At 43.4% G+C, this 25,174-nt stretch carries 15 protein-coding genes and 1 pseudogene; 6 read left to right on the top strand and 10 right to left on the bottom strand.

Annotated features, from left to right (window positions below):
- Positions 1–349 precede the first annotated feature (349 nt).
- From BN161_RS11050 to BN161_RS11035, 4 genes and pseudogenes are all read right to left on the bottom strand, one after another.
- Positions 350–720 (bottom strand): annotated as a pseudogene (locus BN161_RS11050) (DJ-1/PfpI family protein); the annotation flags it as partial.
- Positions 721–771: 51 nt separating this feature from the next.
- The gene (locus tag BN161_RS11045) at positions 772–2,136 is read right to left on the bottom strand and encodes a TolC family protein (protein WP_044266040.1); all 1,365 of its coding nucleotides are present in this window, start codon (positions 2,134–2,136) and stop codon (positions 772–774) included.
- 15 nt (positions 2,137–2,151) lie between these two features.
- A complete protein-coding gene (locus tag BN161_RS11040; protein WP_044266016.1) occupies positions 2,152–5,301 on the bottom strand; it encodes an efflux RND transporter permease subunit in 3,150 nt (1,049 codons plus the stop codon).
- A gap of 9 nt (positions 5,302–5,310) precedes the next feature.
- A complete protein-coding gene (locus BN161_RS11035) occupies positions 5,311–6,417 on the bottom strand; it encodes an efflux RND transporter periplasmic adaptor subunit (protein WP_044266014.1) in 1,107 nt (368 codons plus the stop codon).
- A 216-nt stretch (positions 6,418–6,633) separates the two neighbouring features.
- On the opposite strand from BN161_RS11035, the gene BN161_RS11030 reads away from it, so the two are divergent.
- The 6 genes from BN161_RS11030 to BN161_RS11005 all read left to right on the top strand — a co-directional run bounded on the left by BN161_RS11030 (position 6,634) and on the right by BN161_RS11005 (position 12,714).
- Entirely contained in the window at positions 6,634–7,644 is a 1,011-nt protein-coding gene (locus BN161_RS11030) for a sensor histidine kinase (protein WP_044266011.1), read from the top strand.
- The gene (locus BN161_RS11025) at positions 7,641–8,363 is read left to right on the top strand and encodes a LytR/AlgR family response regulator transcription factor (protein ID WP_044266008.1); all 723 of its coding nucleotides are present in this window, start codon (positions 7,641–7,643) and stop codon (positions 8,361–8,363) included. Before BN161_RS11030 ends, BN161_RS11025 begins: the two co-directional genes overlap by 4 nt.
- A gap of 266 nt (positions 8,364–8,629) precedes the next feature.
- Positions 8,630–9,565: a DMT family transporter gene (locus BN161_RS11020; protein WP_044266007.1), complete on the top strand. Its 936-nt coding sequence runs from the start codon at positions 8,630–8,632 to the stop codon at positions 9,563–9,565.
- Between the two features lie 249 nt (positions 9,566–9,814).
- Positions 9,815–10,807, top strand: coding sequence for a hypothetical protein (locus BN161_RS11015; RefSeq protein ID WP_044266006.1), 993 nt, complete (start codon positions 9,815–9,817; stop codon positions 10,805–10,807).
- Between the two features lie 333 nt (positions 10,808–11,140).
- On the top strand, positions 11,141–11,980 hold the full coding sequence (locus BN161_RS11010) for an RteC domain-containing protein (protein WP_044266005.1): 840 nt from the start codon (positions 11,141–11,143) through the stop codon (positions 11,978–11,980).
- 110 nt (positions 11,981–12,090) lie between these two features.
- Entirely contained in the window at positions 12,091–12,714 is a 624-nt protein-coding gene (locus BN161_RS11005; RefSeq protein WP_044266004.1) for a DUF1062 domain-containing protein, read from the top strand.
- Here the strand turns inward: BN161_RS11005 and BN161_RS11000 are convergent.
- The 6 genes from BN161_RS11000 to BN161_RS10975 form a co-directional block, all read right to left on the bottom strand.
- Positions 12,673–13,293 carry a CatB-related O-acetyltransferase gene (locus tag BN161_RS11000; protein ID WP_044266003.1) on the bottom strand — a complete coding sequence of 207 codons (621 nt, stop codon included), beginning with the start codon at positions 13,291–13,293 and terminating at the stop codon, positions 12,673–12,675. The two genes, BN161_RS11005 and BN161_RS11000, sit on opposite strands and share 42 nt — an antisense overlap.
- A gap of 176 nt (positions 13,294–13,469) precedes the next feature.
- The gene (locus BN161_RS10995; protein WP_044266002.1) at positions 13,470–15,830 is read right to left on the bottom strand and encodes a glycoside hydrolase family 3 N-terminal domain-containing protein; all 2,361 of its coding nucleotides are present in this window, start codon (positions 15,828–15,830) and stop codon (positions 13,470–13,472) included.
- A gap of 7 nt (positions 15,831–15,837) precedes the next feature.
- Positions 15,838–18,099, bottom strand: coding sequence for a GH92 family glycosyl hydrolase (locus tag BN161_RS10990; protein WP_044265999.1), 2,262 nt, complete (start codon positions 18,097–18,099; stop codon positions 15,838–15,840).
- 32 nt (positions 18,100–18,131) lie between these two features.
- On the bottom strand, positions 18,132–21,788 hold the full coding sequence (locus tag BN161_RS10985) for a heparinase II/III domain-containing protein (protein WP_044265997.1): 3,657 nt from the start codon (positions 21,786–21,788) through the stop codon (positions 18,132–18,134).
- 13 nt (positions 21,789–21,801) lie between these two features.
- Positions 21,802–23,199 (bottom strand): sialate O-acetylesterase, encoded by a 1,398-nt coding sequence (locus BN161_RS10980; RefSeq protein ID WP_044265995.1) that lies wholly within the window; start codon positions 23,197–23,199, stop codon positions 21,802–21,804.
- A 4-nt stretch (positions 23,200–23,203) separates the two neighbouring features.
- On the bottom strand, positions 23,204–24,496 hold the full coding sequence (locus tag BN161_RS10975) for a glycoside hydrolase family 71/99-like protein (RefSeq protein ID WP_044265993.1): 1,293 nt from the start codon (positions 24,494–24,496) through the stop codon (positions 23,204–23,206).
- Between the last annotated feature and the right edge of the window lie 678 nt (positions 24,497–25,174).

Genomic DNA, 25,174 nt, shown 5'->3' with positions numbered 1-25,174 from the left:
ACTTGCTTTACATTGGGAGAAAAGTTGCTTAACTCATACAGCAAACTTTAATCAGAAGTTACGGTTTTATAATCAGAACTTTCGGTTATACAATCAGAAGGTACAGTTTTACAATCAGAAGTTTCGGTTATAGTTTTCTCTACGGCAAAGGTAACTTTTACTTTAATGTAAAGCAAGTTTTTGACAGGGATAAAGTAAGTTTATCATTAACGTCCAATACGCGGCACACTATGTTCTGGCTATTTCTCCGGCTTTCCTTTTATGGCAGGAGGAGGCGAGAAAGTCTTTAGCGAACATTATTCTCAGAATCCCATGGCTTCTTTCACTAAAATCATCTCACGGAAGGTGGTTGCCTGCCTGTCAGGACTCCACTTTTCCCAACAGGCAAGGCTCCTACGCAGACTGTTGCAATCCATTCCTTTGAGAGTTGAATTGGCGAATCAAATCCAGAAGTTTTTCGTTATAAGCTTCTTCATAAAAACCAAATTCCTCAAAGCCACCGGGTATGGCAAGGGCATCATAATCATCCGCAGAAACCTCTTCTATGGTTTTATCTACTAAAACCGAAACATTGAAAGAACCCACAACTTTACTGTTCAAACCACAGATAACGGTTTCTATATCACAGTCAAAGTCGGTCTTCGCCCAACCCATAACATCAATAAAAGCACTGAACTCAATGGTTTCAAATCCTTTAGCAGGAAATACCAATAATCTCATAATCTTTATAGTTTCATATTGAACGAATGATTAACGTCGCAAAGATAGGCATTATTCAACCCCTCCCCCTAATGCATGATAAAGATTTATAACGCCTTGTATCTCATCAAACCGGTTGGCGGCAGCAGATAGTTCCGCCTGCAAAAGAGTCTGGCGGGCAGTAAGAACTTCCAGATAGTTTTGCGAACTATATCGCATCAGCAACTCGGAACTTTGGACAGCAGATTGTAAAGAAGAAATCTGTTGTTCAGAGATTCTCAGGCGTTTCCGAGCTGTTTGCCATTGCCCCAGTGCATCATTTACTTCCGCACCGGCATCGAGTAAGCTTTGCCGGAAAGTGAGCAGCGCCTCTTCCTGTTGGGCTTTGGCCACCCGCAAATTAGCAATGTTCCGTCCGCGATTGAAGAATGGCTGCACTAATGACCCTACAGCCGAGAGTAGCCATTGTCCCGGATTAGTGATAACACCTCCTGCCAAATTAGTCCAGCCGGCCGAGCCACTTAACATAACAGAAGGATAAAAAGCCGCATGTGCCTGATTTGTGGCATAGAAAGCCTCTGCAAGTCCGGCCTCTTTCTGACGAACATCAGGACGGCGTTGCAGTAACTGCAAAGGTACTCCGGCTGCAAGTTTTTCCGGAAAGCTCTGTCCGTCCAACACCGAACGGTCAATGGAGCTGGGTATCATTCCCAATAAGGTAGAGAGAGAATTTTCCATCTCGTTTATCTGTTGTTCCAGTGAAAGAATAGAGCCGTCTACAGAAAATTTACTTGCTTCAGTCTGGGCAACAGCCATTTCCGTAGCCTGCCCAGCTTTCTTCAAAGCTTTCATGACACGCAGGTTCTCATCCCATATTTCCGCCGTACGACGAGTGATATCAAGCTGTTTATCAAGCATCAGCAATGTATAGTAGCTATTAGCAACAGTAGCTATCAACTGTGTCTGTACTGCTTGCCTATAGGCTTCACTCTGCTCATAAAAAGCCTTTGCTCCCCGTTTGGCATTCGTCAGTTTTCCAAAGATATCCAGTTCCCAATCCGCCGATGTGGCCAGATTGTAACTTCTGGAAGGTTTTGCCCCTGCCACACTGCTTAACGTACCCTGCGGCGTAAGCGAAACAGAAGGCAAATAAGCCAGTTTGGAAGACATCAGCAGTGCTTCTGCCTCCTTTACCTTCAAACGGGCGACATTCAGGTCAGTATTATTACGGATTCCGGTTTCAATGAGTTGCTGCAAGCAAGAATCCGTAAAAAGTTCCTTCCACGAAAGGGAGGCTAGCGAAACAGTATCTCCTGTTGCAACAGATTGCCTGTAAAGACTATCAACCGGCAGAGAGTCAGGACGCTTATAAGTCTGATATACGTGACAACTGCTCAATCCGACTGACAGGAATAAACATATCATTATTTTCTTCATATATTTCTTCATTAATTAATGGTCTTCCTTTTCCAATTCAGCTAAATCACGAGCCGGCATCAATTTCTCCTGCAGATACTGGAACGCTACAAATAAGACTGGTACGATAAACAACAAGGCAACAGTACCGATCAACATACCGCCGACCGTACCTACGCCGATAGATATATTTCCATTAGCCCCTACCCCGGAAGAGAATATCATCGGCAGCATACCAAATATCATGGTAAGTGATGTCATCAGAATGGGACGCAAACGCACCTGGGCAGCCGACACCGCAGCCTGTACAATAGTCATGCCCTGACGACGGCGTTCGGAGGCGTATTCCGTAAGCAGGATAGCCGTCTTAGACAGCAAACCAATCAGCATAATCAAGCCTGTTTGCAAATAAATATTGTTTTCCAGTCCAAACATCTTGGCAAAAAGGAAACTGCCTGCCAAGCCGAATGGTATGGAGAGAATAACTGCAACCGGAATAAAGAGGCTTTCATAGAGTGCACACAGAATCAGGTAAATGAAGACCACACAAATAATAAAGACCAGTGTTGTCGTGTTTCCGGTGGAAGCTTCTTCACGAGACATTCCTCCGAATTCAAAACCATATCCGGCAGGTAGAGTCTGTTCAGCCACCTCACGCACCACCTCGATAGCTTGTCCGGAACTATAGCCTAAGGCTGGAGAGCCATTGACCGATATGGCAGAAAAAAGATTAAAACGCGACAAGCTTTCAGCTCCATACACACGTGTCAACGTCAGGTACTGCCCGATGGGAGACATCTTTCCATCCGAATTGCGGACAAACATGTTATCCAATGCTTCAGCATCCAACCGATATTCCGGCGAAGCCTGCACCATCACACGATATAACTTCGAGAAACGGTTCATATTCGAAGCATAGTTTCCGCCGATATAGCCTGACAGTGCACTTAGTACTTCAGAAGGCGACACACCGTTACGTTTACAGAGAGCGGCATCCACTTCCACCAGAAACTGCGGATATTTGGTGTCGAACGATGTACTTGCATACCCTATCTCCGGACGTGCATTCAGTGCCTCAATCATCTGCCGGGTATATTTCAACAGATCGTCTACAGAACCTCCCTTCTGGTCCTGCACATATACCTCGAAACCACTACTCACACCATACCCCGGAATCATCGGTTGAGCAAAAGCCATTATCTGGGCAGAAGAAATATCCTTCGTACGCCGATATATCTCATTAATCACGGAATTTATGTCATCTCCTTTTCCGCTACGTTCTTTCCAGTTTTTCAGACGAATGATAAACATGCCGTTCGAAGCTCCCTGCCCACTAATCATACCATTACCTGTTATTTTAGCAAACATTCTGATCTGTGAAATATCACTGATCCGCTTGTCTATTTCATTCATCACAATTCCGGTTTCCTGAAGGCTGCTGCCGGGTGAAGTACGTATATCCACAAAAATAGTTCCCATATCTTCCTGCGGGACAAGACCGGTTTTAGTAGTCTTCATAAGGAGGAATAGTCCGGCACAAGCCACCAGCAATAAGATTCCAGCCAGCCATTTACGCTTCAACATAAAAAAAACTCCAGACTTATATTTTAGTACCAAACGGTGAAAAGCACTGTCGAAAGCAATATGAAAACGTGATGAGAAGCTCATTTTCTCACCTTTCGCAGCTATCGTGTGAGGGGTCATGATTAATGCACAAAGAGCGGGACTCAGAGTCAGTGCATTAACAAGAGAAATAGCCACCGCTACTGCCATGGTCAGACCAAACTGAGTATAGAATGTTCCCGTAGTTCCTCCCATGAAACATACGGGAATAAATACCGCCATGAAAACGAAAGTTGTCGTCACCAATGCCGAAGTAATTCCTCCCATTGCATCAATAGTTGCATGATAAGCAGATTTATACCCTTCGTCGAACTTAGCCTGCACGGCTTCCACCACAACAATAGCATCATCCACCACCGTACCTATCACCAGTACCAATGCAAAAAGTGTCAACATATTCAGACTAAAACCTGCTGCATAAAGAAAAGCGAAGGTTCCGACCAAGGACACTATGATGGAGATAGCCGGAATAAACGTAGACCGTAGACTTTGCAAAAATACATATACCACAAGTACCACCAGCAAGATAGCTTCAATCAATGTCTTGATTACATTATGAATAGATGCATCCAGAAAGTCCTTTGAACTCATCAGGTCTACCAGTTCCATCCCCTTAGGCAGGGTTTTGGAAATCTCCGCTGTCACCTTGTCTATTTCTTCGATAATCTCATTGGCATTCGAACCCGATGTCTGGGCAATCATACAATTGGAGCCGGGATGTCCATTCACTTCACCTATATAAGCATAGCTACTGGAACCTAATTCTATGCATGCCACATCCTTCAGCCGGAGCACCTCACCACCAGACAGCGAACGAATGATCAGATTCTCATAATCAGTCTCCTCTTCATAGCGACCACGATACTTCAGCACATACTGAAAGGCATTTTGAGAGTCTGTTCCAAGTGTCCCCGTCGGCGACTCCAAATTCTGCTCATCAAGTACTTTCGTTATATCAGATGGAACCAAGCCATACTTCGCCATCTTTCCGGGATCAAGCCAGATACGCAATGAATAGTCCGCTCCCATCACGTTTACCTCACCCACTCCCGAAATACGCGAAAGACGAGGCTCGATATTAATTTTCAGATAATTGTTCAGGAAGCTCTCATCAAACGAATCATCAGAACTGTAAAGTGCCAGTGCCTTAATATTGCTCGTCTGCCGTTTACGTACGGTGATTCCACTTCTGGTCACCTCTGCAGGCAATAATCCCTGGGCTGTAGCAATACGGTTTTGCACGTTGACCGTAGCCATATCGGGATCGGTACCCTGACGAAAATAAATCGTAATTTTTGCTGCACCGGTATTGGTGGAAGAGGAAGTCATGTACATCATGTTTTCCACACCGTTAAGCGCCTCTTCCAGAGGTACAACCACACTCTTCTGAACTGTTTCTGCACTTGCTCCGGTATAGTTGGCCGAAACACTGACTGTAGGCGGTGCTATTTCAGGAAACTGTTCTACAGGCAATTGAGATAGTCCTATCAATCCCATTATAAGGACGACAACGGAAAGAACTCCCGCCAAAATAGGACGGTCAATAAATGTTCTGATTTTCATAACGGTATTCTATTCTTTGGTAGACTCACTCTGAATAACTGTTCCCTCACGCATCAATCCTGCTCCTTCGGCAACGATAACATCACCTGGTTTTAATCCTGACTCTACAATATACTCATTACCATTATTTAGTCTAAACACTTCAACCGGAGTGGATTGTGCTTTACCATCAACCACTTTATAGACAAACACACGGTTTTGAATTTCGTACGTAGCAACCTGAGGTATGACAATGCATCCCTTTCTTATCGATGGAATAACTACCGTACCGCTTCCTCCGTTGCGCAACAACTGTTCCGGATTTGAAAAAACGGCACGCAGACTCACGGCACCGGTGCCCTCGTCCACAGTTCCACTCATAGCATCTATTTTCCCGTTATGCAAATAACTTTTTCCGTTACTCATTGTCAGTTCCACTTCAGCCATATTTTCCATAGCCTGTCTGGCAGAGCCATATTGCTGTATAAGATCGAGCACCTTGTTCTCTGCCATAGAAAAATAAGCATATATCTCACTATCATCCGAAACAGTAACCAACGGTTCGACTATATTACTGCTCACCAATGCTCCTACACGGTAAGGAATCATACTCGCTACTCCGTCTACCGGACTTTTTACCTCGGTATAAGAAAGATTATTACGGGCATTAATTTCCTGCGCCTTCGCCTGAGCCAATGCGGCTTCTGCCTCAGCTAATCCGTTACGGGCAGTCTGAAAATCAAACTCAGATACTACCTGCTCTTTGTAAAGTTCAGCTTTACTATCAGCAGTCAACTTTGCCGTACCGAGCTTGGCTTCAGCACTCCTTACATTGGCCACAGCCGTTTCCAAAGCAGCCTTATATGGCACTTGATCGATAACAAAAAGGGTTTGTCCTTTGCGTACAGCATCTCCTTCGTTAATGCGGATATCAGTAATAACACCGCTCACTTGTGGACGAATCTCAACATACTGCCGTCCACGGAGAGTAGCCGTATAGCCGGATTTCAGCGTCCGGTCGCTTTGCGCTACGGTGAGCGTCTTGTACGTAGTAGTGTTTGCATTTTCCTGCTGAGAACTCCCGCAAGAGCACAGCAATGTCAAACAAACCAAGGCTAAGATGGTCATTTGTTTCATTGTAATCGTTTACGAATAATAGTTAATAATACATACTATGTTCCTTTTCACAGAACAATTAATGGTCAAATCTATAAATTAGCAAAGGAAAAAAAGAAATGTAATGACGAAGGGCAAAAATGTGGTGACAAACGACAAAGAAGGGGTGGTAAGGATTTCAGAACAAAGTTTTACCTTTGCAAAGAAGATACAAAATACTCTGAAAGGAGTTAAAATATGAGACATGCCAATATACCAATTTATATAGACCTGCTTTTCTGCCTACTTATCATACCTCCTATTATCATGGTGGTACCGGTGGAAAAATGGATAGTACATCATACAGCTTTCATGCTGACACTGATTGCCTATCTTTACGGCCTCTACTTCGTTTATCGCAAAGCAAGAATCCCTCAATTATTCATGCAACACAAGTTCGGATCCATCATCTTGCTGGTAGCAATCCTCGTCTGCATTACCATACTGCTGACTCATTTCCCATTTCCACCACCACACGACACAATGCCTCCACTGATACAGAAAGCGAAGGTGGACATGCGTACACAGGTTGTTTGGTTTTTCTTTCTGGTAGTTACAGGATTCAGTCTGTCTATCGAACTTATATTCGAGCTTTTCCGGCAAATTCTCTCCAAACAGGAAATTGAAGCAGAAAAGAATAAAGCTGAACTGGCTCTTTACAAAGCACAAATCAACCCACACTTTCTTTTTAATACCCTGAATACCCTCTATGGACTGGTCCTCACCAAATCAGACAAAACGGAATCAGCTTTTATCAAGTTTTCCAATATTCTGAAATATATGTATTCTCAGACTACCTCCGACACCATCTCCGTGAATAACGAGATAGAGTACATCCACCAGTACGTTGACCTGCAATCGCTGCGCCTAAATAAACATACACAGATCATATTTGAAACCCAAACCGATGACGAACAAGTACAAATTCCACCGATGGTACTGATTACTTTCGTTGAAAACGCTTTTAAATACGGTACATCTTCAGATATTGACTGCACAATCTTCATCCGTATTCTCGTTAAAGACAATAAACTCCTATTCGAAACCGAAAACACCATCATGGGAGAGAAACAAGAAGGCAAAACCCTGACCATCGGAATAGAAAACTGCCGTAAGCGACTGAACTTATATTATCCCGGACGCTTCGAACTGACCACCCAAAGAGAAAACCAACAATTCAAAGTTCACCTTATGATTCAACTGCAATGAAAAAGATATGCTGTATCGCCATTGATGATGAACCTATCGCTCTGCTCGTTATCAAACAGTTCTGCGAGCGCAGAGGTGATTTGGAACTGATAACTTTCAGCGAACCTTCCATTGGTTTGGAAGAGATCAGACGCCTCAAACCGGACCTCGTTTTTCTGGACATTGAGATGAACAGTATCAGCGGACTTGACATAGCCCACATCCTACCATACGAGTGTTGTTTCATCTTCACCACTGCCCATGCACAATATGCCCTCAACGGATTTGAACTTGACGCCGTGGATTTCCTGCATAAACCCTTCGCATACGAAAGATTTGAAAAAGCTGTGAATAAAGCTATCCGCCGAATGAAAGCTCATAATAGCAGGATACCGGAAAATATTGTAGTCAAACAAGAATATAGCAATATATCCATACCTTTATCGGACATCCTCTATATTGAAGCAATGGAGAACTACACTAAGATATTCCGCTTAAGCGGTGGTTATACGTTGTCTCACACAAGCCTGAAAAACATTCAAGAGCTATTACCCCAAAATACTTTCCTGCGCATACATCGTTCATATATCATAGCCCTTGACAAAGTAGAGCAGTTTTCAAAACGGGAAATCAAACTAAAAGGATATCCCAAAAGTATCCCTATAGGAAGGCTTTATACAGCAAAAATATATAAAATACTGATTTCCGGTGCCAATACCAAACAGGAAACCGGTGAATAAACTCTATTTCAAATAGCATGTTAGCCTCTAATTTACTCTATTTCGTCATCAGAAACAGGGATGTTTTGGTCTACAAACTCCCGACGACAAACTAATTCAGCTTACCTTTGCTTTCAGAATTAAAAGAGTGAAAATAAAAAAGATTAATAACAAAGAAAAACGAAAAGCAAAAATTAAGAGGTTTGTAATAATAATATATAAAGAAAAGATTTACCTTTGCTCCCCCCTAAAAAAGAAAGCCAGAACTAAGAAATTATTTAGTGTTTATGAATACGAAAGTCAAAGGATATATATTGGGAGCCGTTGCTGCCGCCACTTATGGCATGAATCCCCTCTTTACTCTTCCGTTATATAAAGAAGGAATGAATCCGGACTCTGTTCTTTTCTTCAGATATCTGTTTGCCATTCCCATCTTGGGGATTATGCTCAAAGCAAGAGGCAGAAGTTTTAGTCTGAAACGGAAAGAAATATTGCCGTTAGTCATACTGGGATGGTTGGTCGCCATATCTTCCCTTACCCTGTTTCAAAGCTACAACTATATGGAAGCCGGTATTGCCTCGACGATACTGTTTGTCTATCCAATTTTGGTGGCACTGATTATGGCTGTCGCTTTCAAGGAGAAAGTCACATTACAAACAGTCTTATGTATCTTTCTGGCTCTAAGCGGTATAGGGTTACTTTACAAAGGAGGAGACGGCACAACGCTTAGCTTAGTTGGCGTTGGGTTAGTCATGGCATCGGCCCTCTCCTACGCTATCTATATCGTAGGAGTAAACCGACCGATATTAAAAGATGTGGCAACGCTTAAAGTTACTTTTTATGTATTGCTTTTCGGCTTGTCGCTCTTTTTAGTCCGCGTAGATTTCGGGCAAAGCCTGCATGTTGTCGACAAATGGTATTTATGGGGGAACCTGATTGCATTGGCAATCTTCCCTACAGCCATATCCTTCCTCTGTACGACACAGGCCGTGCAATATATAGGCTCTACCCCTACAGCCATTCTCGGAGCTTTGGAACCTGTAACGGCTGTATTCTTCGGAGTAACGATCTTCGGGGAAAGTCTGACACCCAGATTGTGTTGCGGAATTGTATTGATTATTCTGGCTGTGACATTTATTATAGCCGGAAGTAATATTACGACACATTTGGTACGGTTCAGGAAGTTGTTTCCACGATTGCCTTTGAAACACAACTCCAAATAGATGAAACAAGCTATCCGTTATAATGTCTTTTTTTTACAAGCATATGTGAAATCCGGGCAATATTTTTGCAAACTTAATGAAGCGGTATGAATATAATAGGAAAAGAAGTTGATCGCTCATATTCATCATTTCGTCATAAGAAACAGTATGGTTCGTCTACAAACTCTCTAAGGAAGAATTATTAAACTTACCTTTGTTACCGAAATCAAGATGATAGAAAAATAAAGATTAGTAACAAAGAAAATCAAAATGATGAAGAAGATTTTAGTTTTAATACTCTGCGTATTAGTTTATAGCGCATTGTTTGCCCAATCCAATGAAGACAAAAGAACCGTATTTCAATTGAGCTTTGTCCCGCCCCTGAGTACCAATGGAGCCTATTCGCATCAGTATACGAATACTGTTTCACTCAACTTACTTGTAGGTATTTCCAGAAACGAGGAGGCATTCACTTGGGGAGGTATCTCAAACATTATTCTGAATGATGCCAAAGGTTTTCAGATGGCAGGACTTTCAAACTATGTAGGAAACAACGGACAGGGAGTGCAATCTGCAGGATTGGCTAATATAAATAAGAATAAGTTCAGTGGTTTCCAGATAGCAGGGTTGGCAAATACAGCTTCTGAAATGACCGGATTCCAATTCGCCGGATTAGTCAATATCGCCAAAGAGGTAAACGGGTTGCAGGTTGCCGGATTAGTCAACATTGCAAAAGAGGTCAATGGCGTACAATTTGCCGGACTGGTCAATATAGCGGATAAGAGTGACTGCCCCATCGGATTAATCAACATCATTAAAAATGGTGAAATGGCGGTTGCCATCACTTATGATGCATTGGGAAGTACGGTAGCCACATTCCGTTCGGGCGGCAGATACACTTATGGCATTATAGGCGTTGGATATAACCATAAAACTGAGAATAACTCATTGGTGGCTGAAGGTGGTTTCGGCGCTCATATCCCCGTTACCTCCTGGTTCAGGATTAACAATGAACTTAAAGCCTCAACCATTGGAAACGATTCGGATGAACCTGTTTTGAATACTGGATACTCACTCATTCCGTCCTTCAGAATCGGGAAGCATATTGAGCTGTTCGGAGGGGTAGGCATAAACTATATGATGACCAAAGATGTAAGCAACAGCAAAATATTCCCGAACCATTCCTTATGGAAAAAGACTGAGTCTACCAAACTGCAACAACTGTATATCGGATACCAGTTTGGTGTACAATATATATTCTGATAGTTCAATTCAACACTCTTTAGACTCAATACCCTCTGAATCTACATTTTGACTGTAGATTCAGAGGATATATAAAAAAAAGAACTATATTTGCCCCGAATTCTAAAAGCAGATATTTTGGGCACAATTCTTAAATTTGTTATCGCTTAATATTAGCCTCATAAACCACAGGCTAATTTCTTTCGTTTGAATAATTCATATTCAGACAGGTTTTTCATTTTATCATTTTTAGTATTAACTACATTGCCTCTGCAAGGCAATTGTAATTTGCTATTCAGACTTTTAGCAGGTTTCGCAGCAACCGCCTGAAAGTTATGGATGCGCTGAATGCGAATGGAGAATTTCGTAAAGAACATTAAGCAAGATATAGAAGTAGAAATCAAAAGAATTGAGCAACAAGATATTGATATTCTTGATAAGATAAAACAAATAGTCGGCTTCATACAGACTTCACTCGCCCGGCTAAAAGCAACCATTGAGGACTATCAGTTCATTAATCCCGAGGAAGAGGTTCTTTTCTTTAAAGTCCGGAAACCACAGATATCCGGTCTACTGATATTTTATATCCGCCTGTATCAGATTGAAAAGAACCGGATTGGGAAATCACCGTCAGCTCAATATAAGTATCTGAAGGAGGAATACGAAAGTCTGAAGAACGTCTCTTCGGACAATAATTTCTATAACTATTATCAAGCCGGTAAAACTGACTCTGATCATCTGTATTTCATGAGAAAGCATTATGATATCCTTGCTGATGTCCACTGCCACTCGTTGGATAGAGATACTTCCTTTTCCACTTTGCATGATTCCAGCGTAGCAGAGATCTTAGCAAATAAGCAACTCACTCATTATCTCTCCACAGAGATTGATGCATTATCGGAAAAACTGCATCTTAAGTTTACCTCCATCATAGAAAGCAAACTATTGCAATGGACTGAAAGTAAGGTTTCATTGGTAGAATTCATTTATGCACTATATGCCGGAAAGTGCTTTAACAATGGTAATACGAGCCTGAAAGACATCGCTTTCTGTTGCGAAACTCTCTTTGATATTGAGATTGGTGATTTCTACCGGATATTTCTTGAAATCAGGAACAGGAAGAAGAGCAGGACACAATTTCTGGATAAACTGAAAGAGAAAATAACCCGAATGATGGACGAACTTGACAGGTAAACAAAGAATATTTCACAGCGTCTTGTGACATCTTGTGAATTATGCAAATAGCTAATATCCAACTTTGCCGAAAAATTACTTAACCCGCAAAGAAAGATAATAGTTTATTTATGGAGACAACAATTACATGGGAAGTAAAGGTGAAGAATACCCCTTTATTAATTAAGAAGTGCAGTCACTGCGATAGTGACCGATTTTATTGTAGCGATAAGTTCAGGATGAATGCTCAAAAGAAAAACATAGATGTATGGTTGATTTACAGATGCGTGAAGTGCGACAACACCTGTAACCTCACTTTGTTATCACGCAGTAAACCGGATTTGATTGACAAGACATTATTCCATAGCTTTTCAATGAATGATAAAGATACGGCTTGGAAGTATGCTTTTTCTACTGAAATGGAGAGAAAGAATAATCTGAGACTGGATTATGGTAGCGTAGAATATGAAGTCATTCCTGATACCTCATTGGAAGATTTACTGAATCTATCCAATGAGGTTATCAAAATCTACATCAAGTGCGAGTTTGAGTTTGATCTCAAATTATCATCATTAATCAGAAGATGCTTCTCACTCTCTGCCAATCAGGCGAAACGTATGTTCGAAGATGGTATAATTACGATTTCAGGCAACAAACCACCCCAAAAACATAAGGTGAAAGATGGAGATATGATTCTGATACAAAGAGAGGAATTAGATAAGTCTGTCAACCGTTCCATCCATGATATAGGGTAAGGATTGACGTATCTTCTCAACAGACCAGTTCCACCATTGTATCTGTTGCAGTCTGGCGATTGTCTCTTCCTCAAATCGCATCCGTATTTTCCTGGCAGGTGTTCCTCCTACTATGGTGTAGGGAGGAACATCTTTAGTTACCACTGCCCGGGCTGCGATGACAGCTCCATCTCCGATATGCACGCCTGCCATAATTACGGCTTCATAACCTATCCAGACGTCATTGCCTATAATGATATCCCCTTTATTATCCCATGCTGAGGCTACATTTTTCTTATCCAATCCCCATTCTTCGAAGAACAAGGGAAATGTGTAGCTGGACAGGGATTTCAATGTATGGTTGGCACTGTTAAAAAGAAACTTTGCCCCACAGGCAATGGAACAGAATTTTCCGATAATCAAGCGGTCTTGATTGATAGGATAATGATAGAGGACATTATTCTTCTCAAATTGAACCGGGTCATTTACAAAGTCATTATATATGGTATAATCACCAACTATAATATTCGGATTGTTGATAATGGTATTCAGATAGATAGTCTGATAATCGTTGGTACGTGGAAATGTTTTCGTATTCATTGTAATTACTTCTTTTTGTATGTTTAGTATTTTAATATCTTGTGACGGAAACGGTCACAATTAAATTGGGCAACAGACTTAACTATTGCCCTATCATACTAAACGAAGCTATTTACAAAGTTGCCATTTCATGATGATTAAAGACTATGGTTTATATCGCACAACAAAGATATGAATTATTTTACTTCAAACTTTCCTTGTAATCTGATATCTTGTGAAGAACTTCCCACCATTACAGCAAACGTACCCGGCTCTACTACGAAGTGATTATCCTTATTCCATAATCCCAGATCTTGCGGGGTGAGTACGAAATCAATCACTTTTTCTTCGCCCGGTTCCAGATGGATACGTTCGAAGCCACGCAGTACTTTTACATATGTAGTTACAGAACTCATCTCATCATGCAGATAAAGCTGAACTACTTCATCCCCGGCAATTTTTCCCGTATTCTTCACTTTACAACTCAGCTTCACACTACCTTGTACACCTATGACCGGATTCTCTATCTTTAAATCACTATAAGCAAAAGTAGTATAACTCAAACCATATCCGAAGGGATAAAGCGTACCGGTAACACGTACAAACCCCTTCGAATCAGAACCCGGTTTAAAAGGAAAAGCAAAAGGTATCTGCCCTACCGAACGAGGAAAAGTTACCGCCAGTTTTCCTCCCGGATTGTAATCACCGAAAAGTACTTGTGCCACAGCATCTCCCATAAATTCTCCCGGGAACCAGGCATGTACAATACCCGGAATATAACGTTCAGCCCAGTTGATGGTGGCGGCACGTCCGTCTACCAGTAACAGGATTACAGGTTTGCCTGTTGCGTATACAGCTTGCAACAGTTTTTCCTGTCGTCCACACAAATCCAAATTGGTACGGGAATATTCCTCACGCACCGTCTTCTCATTTCCTCCCAATACCATGATGGCTACGTCCGATTCCTTTGCCAAGGCTACAGCCTCATCCATCATAGCCTGTTCTTCCTGATCCAATGGTACTTCGTAAAGCTCACTCTCCGGAAAATATTTATCAATAATATCTGTTCCTTTTGCATAGCGAACTTCTGCATCAGGCAAATATTCTTTTATCCCCTGATATACCGTCTTTATCGGAGCATTAGCCGGACCATAGCGGCAAATCAGATTTTGCACTTCATTCGCATTGGGACCAATCACGGCTACTTTCTTCAAATCTTTGGAGAGTGGCAGGATATTATTCTCATTCTTCAATAAAACGATGGATTCTAAAGCCGCCCTCATGGATATCGCCTGATGTTCCTTGCTATGTACCACCTTTTCAGGATGTTTTGCATCTCCTTTATAGGGATTATCAAACAGCCCCATCCCAAACTTCACCCGCAACACATCAGCCACACGGCTATCAATCGTCTGCATGGAAACCTTTCCCTCGCTGATAGCCTGCCGAAGCGGACGAATGAAGTTCTCGGGCAAAGTAAAGTTAGTACGCACATTCAATCCTGCATTTACTACCTGGGCAGCTCCATCTACAGCATCGGCAGCTACGTTATGCTTGGAATAGAGAAACTCCACCGCTTCACTATCAGACACTACATAACCTTTGAAGCCCCATTCATGGCGAAGAATTTCAGTAAGGAAATGATAACTGCCCGTAATCGGTTCGCCGTCATAATCATTATAAGAACTCATCACTCCCAATGCCCCGGCTTCGCAAAAAGCCTTTCGGAAGGGTTCTATATAAAGGGTCCTCATCTCACGCGGAGCTACGTGCGGGTCGGTACGGGTACCGGCATCACGTCCTCCAACAGGAATACTATATACGGCAAAATGCTTGGGAGTGGCAACCAGCCCTTCTTGCTGAAGTCCTTTAATCATCCGTTTTCCAAGTTCTCCCACCAGGAAAGGGTCTTCGCCATAACACTCCACTACGCGTCCCCAACGGGGATCTTGTGCAATATCCAGAATAGGGGAATAGATATTGGTATAGCCCAGCGCTTTTGCCTCTTCGGCTGTCACCTTGGCTATTTCACTGATCAGTTCTTTATTCCAGGTAGCTCCCTGTCCGCACTGTGCCGGAAACATGGTAGCCCGGTCATGGCAAAGCCCGCGAATACCTTCATTGGTAAAGTCAACAGGTATCCCAAGGCGGGTTTGTTCTACGAACCAGCGTTGGATGGTCTGTCGGTTCTCTACACTATTCACATAAGGATAGGACAAAGAAGAACCGAATTTCCCCAAGCCATTGGCCTGTTCGTCTATATTCGCTATACCGTCTTTCCAGATTTCATTTTTCCATTGTTCTGTGGGCAGGGAGTCTTTCAGTACACGGCCTGAGCCATACAACGTAGCCATCTGGCAAGTCTTTTCCTCCATTGTCATCTGCGACAACAAATCCTTGACTCTTGCCTCCAAGGGTGCCGAAGGGTCTTCATAGACATCCATCACCCCGTTCTTATTAAAATCAATCCAGCCTTTCTTATATATACCGGGATTATTGCCCGCATACACACCCGCACAAAGCGATACAGCAATACATAAAGCGATTCTTCTTTTCATAGCATTTCTATTTTTCCATTTCTAATACAAGTTCACCACCTTCCATCAGGTCGAAATGAGAAAATCTCGGTTCCCTCAATTCTTCACCGTTCAGTTTCATGGAGCGAATATACTTATTTTCTACGCTATTATTCTTAGTACGGATCACAAAATCTTTTCCGCTACTCAAATGAATGATTACCTTATCAAACAAAGGACGGCCAATTTCATAGACCGGACGTCCCGGACAGAACGAATAGAAGCCCATAGAACTGAGTGCATACCAAGCCGACATTTGCCCTACATCTTCATTTCCGGAGAGTCCGTTAGGATCGTTATGATAAAGCGTACGAAGAATATGATCTACCAAAGCTTGCGTCTTGCGAGGTGCACCGGCATAATTATAAAGATAAGGAATATGATGGCTCGGTTCGTTGCCATGTGCATATTGCCCGATCATCCCGGTCACATCGGCAGCCGCATTCGGATCACCGGTCAGTTCGGAACTTGTGGTAAACAGCGTATCCAGATGTGCTTCAAATGCCTCTTTGCCGCCTACCAGTTCCATCAGTCCTTCTACGTCCTGTGGCACAAACCATGCCCATTGCCAGGCATTTCCCTCTACATAATTACTGGGACGTTGCACAGAAGAAGGATCAAAAGGAGTAATCCAGCTCCCATCACTCAACTTACCACGCATCAGCTTCGTTTCCGGATCAAAATAAGCACGGTAGGCTTTAGATAAATTCATGTATTTATCATACATGTCTTTACGGTTATATTCCTTCATCATTTGTGCAATCAGCCAGTCATTATAGGCAAACTCCAGACCTTGTGAAACGGAACCGCCCACTTTATCACAAGGAATATATCCCAATTCGTTTTTATACTTAATTGAAATCGGCATAACCTTTCCGTTCAGTATCTGACGATCCATCATAGGCGTAATGCCGGTAGTGTCATATACCGAAGACCGTATGCAGGCTTCCAATGCTTTCTTCACATCAAAATCGCATTGTTTCTTCATCATGGCGTCTGCAATAACAGAAACAGCATGATAACCAATCATCGTTCCGGTCTCATTGGAAGCCAATTCCCACTTAGGCAGAATACCTGACTCATCATATTTGCGAAGTAACGAACGGATAAATGCCTGGTTCTGTTCCGGCGTTACAATCGTGTAAAGCGGATGAGCCGCACGGAAAGTATCCCATAGTGAGAACACCGTATAATTGGTATAAGAAGTATCTTGCTTTATCTCATGCCCCATGGTGCGGTAACGACCGTCTACATCCGATGCCAGACTCGGCTGTATGAATGCATGATACAAAGAAGTATAGAAAACAGTACGGTTGTCATTGTCCGAAGTTTCAATATCAATCTTGCCTAAGGCTTCATTCCAGGCAGTATTCGCCTGATGCACTATTCTTTCAAAATTCCAATCCGGAACTTCCGCTTCCATATTCCGCTTCGCACCTTCTTCATCCACACTCGAAATGCCGACTTTAGCCAACACACGTCCATCCGCAGCAAGATTCCTGAAAGTCATCACAGCTTTTGCCGTATTGACGGTAACAGAGGTACTATCCGGCTGGTATTCGGTTCCTGAATACAACTTATAGTCAAAGGGCTTTGAAAATACAGCATAGAAATACACATAATGGTGTTTAGCCCAGCCTTTCGTATATTTCATTCCGGCTATAGTAGAGTCGTTCACCACACGAATTTGAGTAACGGGGTGCTGATGTCCGTGAATGGTAGGTTCCATGTCAAGAATCAGGCGGGCATCACTTGCCTTGGGATAAGTATACCGATGCAATCCGGCACGCAAAGTAGCCGTTAGTTCCACATTGATGGAATCATCCTGCAACAAAACCTGATAATATCCCGGACGGGCACTCTCTTGTTCATGCGAGAAACGGGAACGATAACCTTCGTCCGGATTTTCTGCCGTTCCGGCAATCAATGGTTTCTCTCCTACTACCGGCATAAAAAGTATATCGCCATAATCGCCGATACCGGTTCCGCTAAGGTGGGTATGACTGAACCCCATGATAGAAGTGTCGTCATAATAATAGCCCGAACAGGCATCCCAGCCAAAGAGACGGGTATCCGGACTTAACTGTACCATTCCATGAGGTAAAGTAGCACCGGGAAAAGTATGTCCATGTCCTCCGGTTCCTATAAATACATTTACGCTATCGGTATATTCTTCCGGAAGTTCCTTTTCTGTACAAGAAAACAATCCGATCCCCGTAGCCAGTAACAGCATGCAGAGTTTGTTCTTCATAAAATTATAAGTTTATATTTTATACGATTCTATTAGTGTATAAGATTCCAATCAGCCTCTACCTTCATCGTTTTACCTTTTGTACGGATAATCAACGGATAGCAAGGCTTTACCGCTACATCTCCCGCTCCCGGTCCGTCTTTTACGGTCGGGTTTGCGGGTATTCCCGAGGCTTCCCCCAACACCACTTCCATTACTTCTCCCTCAGATACATTCAGGCGGACAGTAGCCGACGGAGTCCGGCAAGTGAATCCCGGTTGATAAGGATAAGAATAAGTATTATGAATCCGTTCATGCACTTCACTGCCCGTGAGTGTTGTTGCCACCGGCTGCCCCTCTAAAACAGGTTTTTCATTGAAAAGAATCACATACTCATACAGATGAGAAGAATCGGAAATACAAGTATATACATCTTGCAACTGAGTTCCTTTCAAATCCAGGCTACGCTTCATATCAACTCCCGGATAAGCGGTAACCGTTTCAGCTTCGGCATATCCACCGTCAGGACGAGGTGTGAATTTCAACAGTTTGCCCACACTTCTCTTCTGATCTTTTGCATCCACCGTCACCGTATTATGCGACAGACTGCGTTTATACCATTTCAGATAATCAGGAACTCCATAACCGGAAGTTCCAAAGTCGGAAACCAGTTCATTCTTGCCATCATGAATTGTGATGGAAAGCTTGTCAGGATGTCCATGCCCGATGCCTTCACCACCGAATTTCAGAACTACCGTGCGTGCATCACTGCGCAATAGGCAGAATCCTGATGCATCAAATGAGTAACTTTGCTGAATCATTTTTTCATCTGATGCATTTATAGTCTGGTTGTTCAACAGAGCCTCCGGATCAAGACGTTTCTTCTGTGCATAGGTCAGTTCCAACACCCGTTTCAGCAACGGGTCATTATAACGGGCATCAGCAATCTCGTACAGTGCCGACTGAGAAAGTAGATTAGCTCCATACCATCCGTCGCTATGTGCCGGAAAAGACAAATCGGGATAAGTGCCCTTCACCGGTTCCACAAACATGTCGTGTAAGTCCTTATCAAACAGTTTTATCCCCCGGCATTTTACTGCATTAGCCGTGAACAGCAAGGCTTCCAACGGATAATAATGATAATGGGGAGACCCCTCATTTATCCAGCCATCACTATTCTTATGTTTTCCAATCAGGTAATGGTAGCCATACTTATCCTTATTGATTGCTACATCGACAATAGAGTCATTTTCCAAAGCAATGCCTAAGGCAGCCAATCCACTATTATGCCACATCTGCCAGTTAGCCCCCGCCGGACGATGCAACAATAAAGTAGCCGCAGGTTGCAGATATCCTTCTTCTATCGCTTTGACCTCCTCTTTCGACAAAACAGGTTTAATAGCCATATAGGCCATTGCCACTTTAGTAGCCCAGTTGGCTTCATCCAGACTCTGAGCAAATGCCTTTCCACTATGTTGATCCGTAGCTTTCCTGCCGGAATTATGCTCGAACCAACCGACATACTTACCTGCATAATCCAATAACATGGTACGGATATAATCAGCATATTGTCGTTTTCCGGTGGCCAGATAAAGGTACATACACTGATACATATAATCTCTGTTCAGCATATGTACTTCATAAATCCACGCCCAGTCATAACGATTGTTTCCAGTCCACTCTTTATCGCAAGCCGAACAATATTGTGCCAAAGGCTTATCCCAACGGAAAGTAAATTGCAGATTATGTACCGGACAGAAGTAATCATGAAAATGTCCGCCTTCTTCTTTAGGTACTTCCAGCGGATGCTTACGTCTTTCTTTCACCTTCTGTTCCAAATCGGCTATGATTTTCTTTCCCCAACGGGTTTTGGCCGATGCACGGATAGCCGCCATATCTTCCTCTGAGAAGAAGTAGAAACCTTCTGCGTTTTTCTTTGCCAAGATTGACCAGTCACCGGAATAATAAGCCTGATTCAACAAACGAAGTTTCGCCTCATCTCTCTGACGGATAAACAGATTCTCCAAATCTTTGTATAAGTAGAATTGCAACCAGTAACCACGGTTATATTTCTCGCGAGTAGTGGAGGCTTGCATCCATTTGGCATACCAAAGAGGCTCTACTCCATACTGACGCGCCACTTGCACCGCCTGATCCGCCTTTTTCCAGATACCTTCAGACATCCGTTTACCTAACGCTACATAATCATTATAGGTAAATTTTGAAATATCAATCACCTCACAGGTGTCGTCAATACCCAGTTCCTTGAAGTCTATCACAGTCTCCATCTGCATGTCACCATCCAGATCATACTCTATATGATCGAAGAAACCATTGTTGTCACGGTCACTATAAAGTACAGTAGCAAAGCGCTTCGGGTCGCGGAAGTCCATCCACATACGGTCCCATCCCTGGAGGTATTCCGCATTCTGATCAATACGCCAAACACCGGTTTCCGCTCCATAAAGATGCAGACGTCCGTCGAAACGGCTGATATAAAGCCGGGCATTTCCAGAGTTGTCCATATCCCACTCACCCCGGTCACCGGCGGCATCACTCTGTTTATTATTGTCTATTCCACCTTTATTCCATCCTACTTTAAACGGATCCTTAGGATCATAGAACTCTACACGTTCCCAACGGCTGCAATCGTCATCTTCATCATATACAAAGTTTATGCGGTTCCATTTGCCACGCTGGAAGATGAGTTCCTGCGCACTGTCATGGTCGGGATAAATCAGTTCCGTCAACTGGCGATAACGGGGGTCCATAAAGAACTTATCAGCTTCTGGCATTCCACGCAGGTTTCTAATGGGGTGAACCTGATCCATATAATCGAATCCTTCTCCCTGGAAACCAATAGTGAAATCAAAGTCAAACTCATTACCGGTAGTATTATCGTTATCAATATCTACAGCAAGCGAAACCCAGTCTACGCGACCTTCCACTTGACGATTCACATAACTATTAGAGGGGGCATTCGGATCATGAATTTTCGGAGAATCTAATAAACGGATAGCCATTTCTGTCCTATTATCCTTATCCGGATCATAGAACAGGAAAGGGTTCTCCCAGTTCAAGCGCAAATCCTTCATATCATACGTGGAAGTATGTATCTTCATGAAAGCCGTACGACCGCTGTAATCCTCATAGAAATCGGACAAGCCACTGCGATCCCAGCACTGAAGGGTAAAATTATTCCAGTTGATATAATTGAAGACATTGTCATGATCCAGATCGAGCATAATCATGTAATGCCCGTTGGGCCATACCTCTCCCGTACGTTCTTTCGGATACTCTACAACAATCTGCATATCCGCTTTCCCGTCTCCATCCGTATCCACCCAGTCGATAATCAAGTCGCCCTGACCTCCATAAATGCCATCCTTGTTGCGGTCAATCAACAGGCAATCATTCACCATATCACCTTCCAGATCCCCTTCTTTCATATTGCCATCATCATCCATCCACAAGATGGGTATATCGTTGTGGGTGAAAGACTTAATAGCATCCGGTTTCCCGTCTCCATTCAGGTCCAGATACTCCGGTTTATAACCGGGTGGCGGAGGCGGCAAGCGTAAGGGCGTCAGTTGGGTACGCAGATTCCAATAGCCCTTCTTTGTCTCTTGTGCCCAGCTTTTCCCGGCTACTCCTACCCAAAGGAACAGAACGGCACAAGCTATTTTAAATAAATCATTTTTGTTTTTCATGATATTCCCCTTATTACCAGTTATCCGTTCTGAATGAAGTTGCCGGAAGCCCGGACATATTATAAAGGCAACCCTTTACATAATCCTTAAAGGCATAGCGCACCGCGACAGGTTGTTCCACTTCCGGGCTTGAGACAACAACCGTTTGTGCATCTTTACCAAAACGTGCATTGGCCGGATGGAATACTCTATCCTCACCGGCTACTTCAAAGCCATTCAAGGGTTGCCGATAAGTAGTCAGCCCTTTGCCCATTTCATCAAACGACAAGATAATCTTGTTGCCCTCCGTCTGCATAGATTTATACAACGGCCCCGTTACCGGAAAGCCCTTCTTACCATAAGTACGCCCCAAGGCCAGATAAGCAAACCGATTGCCCACCGTTTCTTTCTCCATAGGATGGATAGTGCGGTCATCGCCAACATCCGTCAGCACAACCATACCCGAAGAAGGAATAAGATGAAGGCATTTCACTTGCGCTTCACGCAGGTAAGCCGAATTCTTGCCTTTCCCCTCTCCTTTATTATAATTGAACGGAGCAATCTGGGCATAGTAGAAAGGAAATTCCCCTATTCCCCATTGTTGACGCCAGTCGCTCACCAATGAGGGAAACAACTGCGTATATAAATCAGGTGCATCCACATTTGCTTCCCCCTGATACCATAAACATCCCCGAATGCCATATCCGACCATAGGACTCAACATCCCATTATAGAGAATAGAAGCATTATGCACATCCGGCAAGTCTTTGTAAGGCGCCACGCCTTCTTTACTCATCCAGGCTTCCACCCGTGAACCTCCATAACTGGCATGGATAATGCCCACGGGAATACCCAACACCTGATTCAGTTTACGTGCAAAAAAGTATCCCGCAGCCGAAAACTCGGGAACTGTCTCCGATGAGGCTTCCTGCCACTCACCTTTACAATCAGTCAACGGTTCGGAGGTCATTTTGCTTCCTACTGTAAACATACGTATTCCGGGATTTCCTGAGGTCACAATCGCATCCAACGACCCCATCACCGGATCGCTGTAACGACCGCCTACACGCATATCCATATTAGACTGACCGGAACAGAGCCAGACCTCACCAATCAATACATCATTAATTCGTACCGTCTCGCCGTCATTCATCTCAATATGGTAGGGACCACCATATACCGGTGTTTCTACTTTTACTTTCCAGCTACCCGATTCATCAGTCGTTACTGTGTATTTTTTATTATTCCACGAAGTCTTTACAGTAACCTTTTGCTGTTTCCGGTCACTGTTTCCCCAAATGGCAACTGAACTTTGTTGCTGCAACACCATCCCATCCGAAAAAAAGGACGGTAATGTTATTCGTGCCTGTACCCCGCCCGCCCAAAGCAAGAAAGATACAAACAGGACTATTATAAAGCAAGATCGTTTCATACGGTTATTCTCTTACGGGCATCTTAAACGTCAGTGGAATCTCTTTCCTGAGCATGCGGGCAGCCTCGCCTGTCAGCCACAGATAATGGTCGGAAGGCTGTCCGTCCATATCAATAAACTTGGCCACATCACTAACCGGATGGTCTCCCGTACATTTAAAGATGGCGGTTCCCTCGTCCACTTCATCAAACATGGCCACATAAATCATCTCGGCGCCCGCCAGCATTGCAGTAGAAAGCTGTTGCCAATAGAAGCGTCCTCCCTGACGGGGAATACTGCCAACAGGCTTCACGTCATCCGGGAACTCCAGTTTGCTAAGATTGTGCCAACTGAATCCGGGAGTTACGGCAGGAACATAATCTACGCCATTCTCCTTACACCAACGGATATCTTCAATCACCAAGTCACGGAAGCGGTCCATGTCGTTATGCAACAAAGGAGAAAAACGCTGAACAGTCCATGGCAGAACTATATCCGCTTTCTTAATCACTGTATGCAGATAGGGGTCATTGATACAATCAGCCTCCAGATTACGCCAGAAAGTAGGAACTCCCAACATCACCGTGCAACCACCATAAACAGGGTCATTCTGCAAGAAGTCAATCAAACGGTCTAAACCGATGTTCCTGATATTATAAGGGCGGTCGGGAAAACCGACTCCCCATATAGCTACCACGGGCTTTCCATTATGATGCAGATAAGTCTTTTTCCCCGCCTGATTCGTTACCTTCTGATTGTCTACCAGTCTTTTCCAGTCTTCCATAATCAAGGAACAATCCTCACCTGACTTTTTCAACCCGGACAAATCATACATGACAGCTATGGCGCGGTCATACTTTGAAGCTGCTTCCAAGGCATTCGCTAAAATACGGTTCGGTACCGAGTTTTGCTGGTCTCCACGGGTGTAGCTAAAAAAGCGTTGCACGAATACCCCATCTACGCCATACTCCTTCATCCACTTGAAGTGCAGGTCGACAGTAGACTTGTCCGCTGAACTGAATACACGTGCCTTTCTTCCGTCGGCATGCTTGAAAGACGTCTCATAGGTCTTTTCATATTCACTGACATCAGGCCATGCATCAATAGTGCAATGTTTCTCGTCAAATTGCTTTCCGGTCCCATAATGACCATAGCCTTGATTGGTTCCATCCTGCGGGCCGCGAAACCAACCTTGGTATCCTGCCATAATCAATCCTTTGTAACTTGGATAAGAAGTCTCCGCGGCGTGTCCGGAACCGGCATAAGTGAATAAACTCATACCAAGCATACCCAATGCTATGAATAACTTAACTCTCATAAAATACTATTATTTATATCTATATATTAAAAAACTTTCTACCTATGCCTCTGCCATTGTCTATTATTTCACTTCGCAAATGTAAGCCCGACAGATTAACGCTTCAGTTATATTACAATTAGCTTACACTTAATTTTCAATTAATATGAGGATTTAATCATGATTTGCCCCCTGCCCTATTAATTATTCCTTAAGATTATTTGATTCATTCAAGTTTCACGTGTACTCTGCCATGCAGAAAACTTTTCAGGCTACATGCGCAGGCCGTGGCCACCGCAGCCGCCAGTGGCTACAACATCGCCACGCAGTTGTGCTACGTGCAACCCATGGCCAGCGGCGTCATCATGGAAGAGGAACTCTCCGCCCCGGTGGACCGCCAGAAGGTGAAAGTCTACGCAATTCTCTACCGGAAACTACAACACTAAAGAGCCGCGTACTTTCGAACTGCAACGACCGATTTATATCGGCGTAGCTCCCGAAGGCGGAGGAAGCGAGGGAGGAAACACCGGTGGAGGCGGAGATTTGGAGGAAGATCCGCTCGGGTAATTACCGGGATCGTTTAATACCTATTAAAGAGATTGCATAATAATTATCTCCCGACAAACGTCAATAAAGGCTGTACCGTGAACCGGATACAGCCTTTATTTCGTTTCTGTGCGGTTTTGAATGAAATGATGA

It is taken from the genome of Bacteroides timonensis (genome assembly GCF_000513195.1).
Classification (GTDB): domain Bacteria; phylum Bacteroidota; class Bacteroidia; order Bacteroidales; family Bacteroidaceae; genus Bacteroides; species Bacteroides timonensis.
Note: the sequence above shows the minus strand (reverse complement) of the source record. Positions and strands in the feature narration are given on the sequence as shown.

What these genes read in the sequence shown, in the direction of transcription:
- BN161_RS11005 (WP_044266004.1), top strand. Translation starts at nt 12,091, where the DNA reads ATGGAGACAACAATTACATGGGAAGTAAAGGTGAAGAATACCCCTTTA.
- BN161_RS11020 (WP_044266007.1), top strand. Translation starts at nt 8,630, where the DNA reads ATGAATACGAAAGTCAAAGGATATATATTGGGAGCCGTTGCTGCCGCC.
- BN161_RS11040 (WP_044266016.1), bottom strand. Translation starts at nt 5,301, where the DNA reads ATGAAAATCAGAACATTTATTGACCGTCCTATTTTGGCGGGAGTTCTT.
- BN161_RS10975 (WP_044265993.1), bottom strand. Translation starts at nt 24,496, where the DNA reads ATGAGAGTTAAGTTATTCATAGCATTGGGTATGCTTGGTATGAGTTTA.
- BN161_RS11025 (WP_044266008.1), top strand. Translation starts at nt 7,641, where the DNA reads ATGAAAAAGATATGCTGTATCGCCATTGATGATGAACCTATCGCTCTG.
- BN161_RS11010 (WP_044266005.1), top strand. Translation starts at nt 11,141, where the DNA reads ATGGAGAATTTCGTAAAGAACATTAAGCAAGATATAGAAGTAGAAATC.
- BN161_RS11000 (WP_044266003.1), bottom strand. Translation starts at nt 13,293, where the DNA reads ATGAATACGAAAACATTTCCACGTACCAACGATTATCAGACTATCTAT.
- BN161_RS10995 (WP_044266002.1), bottom strand. Translation starts at nt 15,830, where the DNA reads ATGAAAAGAAGAATCGCTTTATGTATTGCTGTATCGCTTTGTGCGGGT.
- BN161_RS10980 (WP_044265995.1), bottom strand. Translation starts at nt 23,199, where the DNA reads ATGAAACGATCTTGCTTTATAATAGTCCTGTTTGTATCTTTCTTGCTT.
- BN161_RS11015 (WP_044266006.1), top strand. Translation starts at nt 9,815, where the DNA reads ATGATGAAGAAGATTTTAGTTTTAATACTCTGCGTATTAGTTTATAGC.
- BN161_RS10990 (WP_044265999.1), bottom strand. Translation starts at nt 18,099, where the DNA reads ATGAAGAACAAACTCTGCATGCTGTTACTGGCTACGGGGATCGGATTG.
- BN161_RS11045 (WP_044266040.1), bottom strand. Translation starts at nt 2,136, where the DNA reads ATGAAGAAAATAATGATATGTTTATTCCTGTCAGTCGGATTGAGCAGT.
- BN161_RS11035 (WP_044266014.1), bottom strand. Translation starts at nt 6,417, where the DNA reads ATGAAACAAATGACCATCTTAGCCTTGGTTTGTTTGACATTGCTGTGC.
- BN161_RS11030 (WP_044266011.1), top strand. Translation starts at nt 6,634, where the DNA reads ATGAGACATGCCAATATACCAATTTATATAGACCTGCTTTTCTGCCTA.
- BN161_RS10985 (WP_044265997.1), bottom strand. Translation starts at nt 21,788, where the DNA reads ATGAAAAACAAAAATGATTTATTTAAAATAGCTTGTGCCGTTCTGTTC.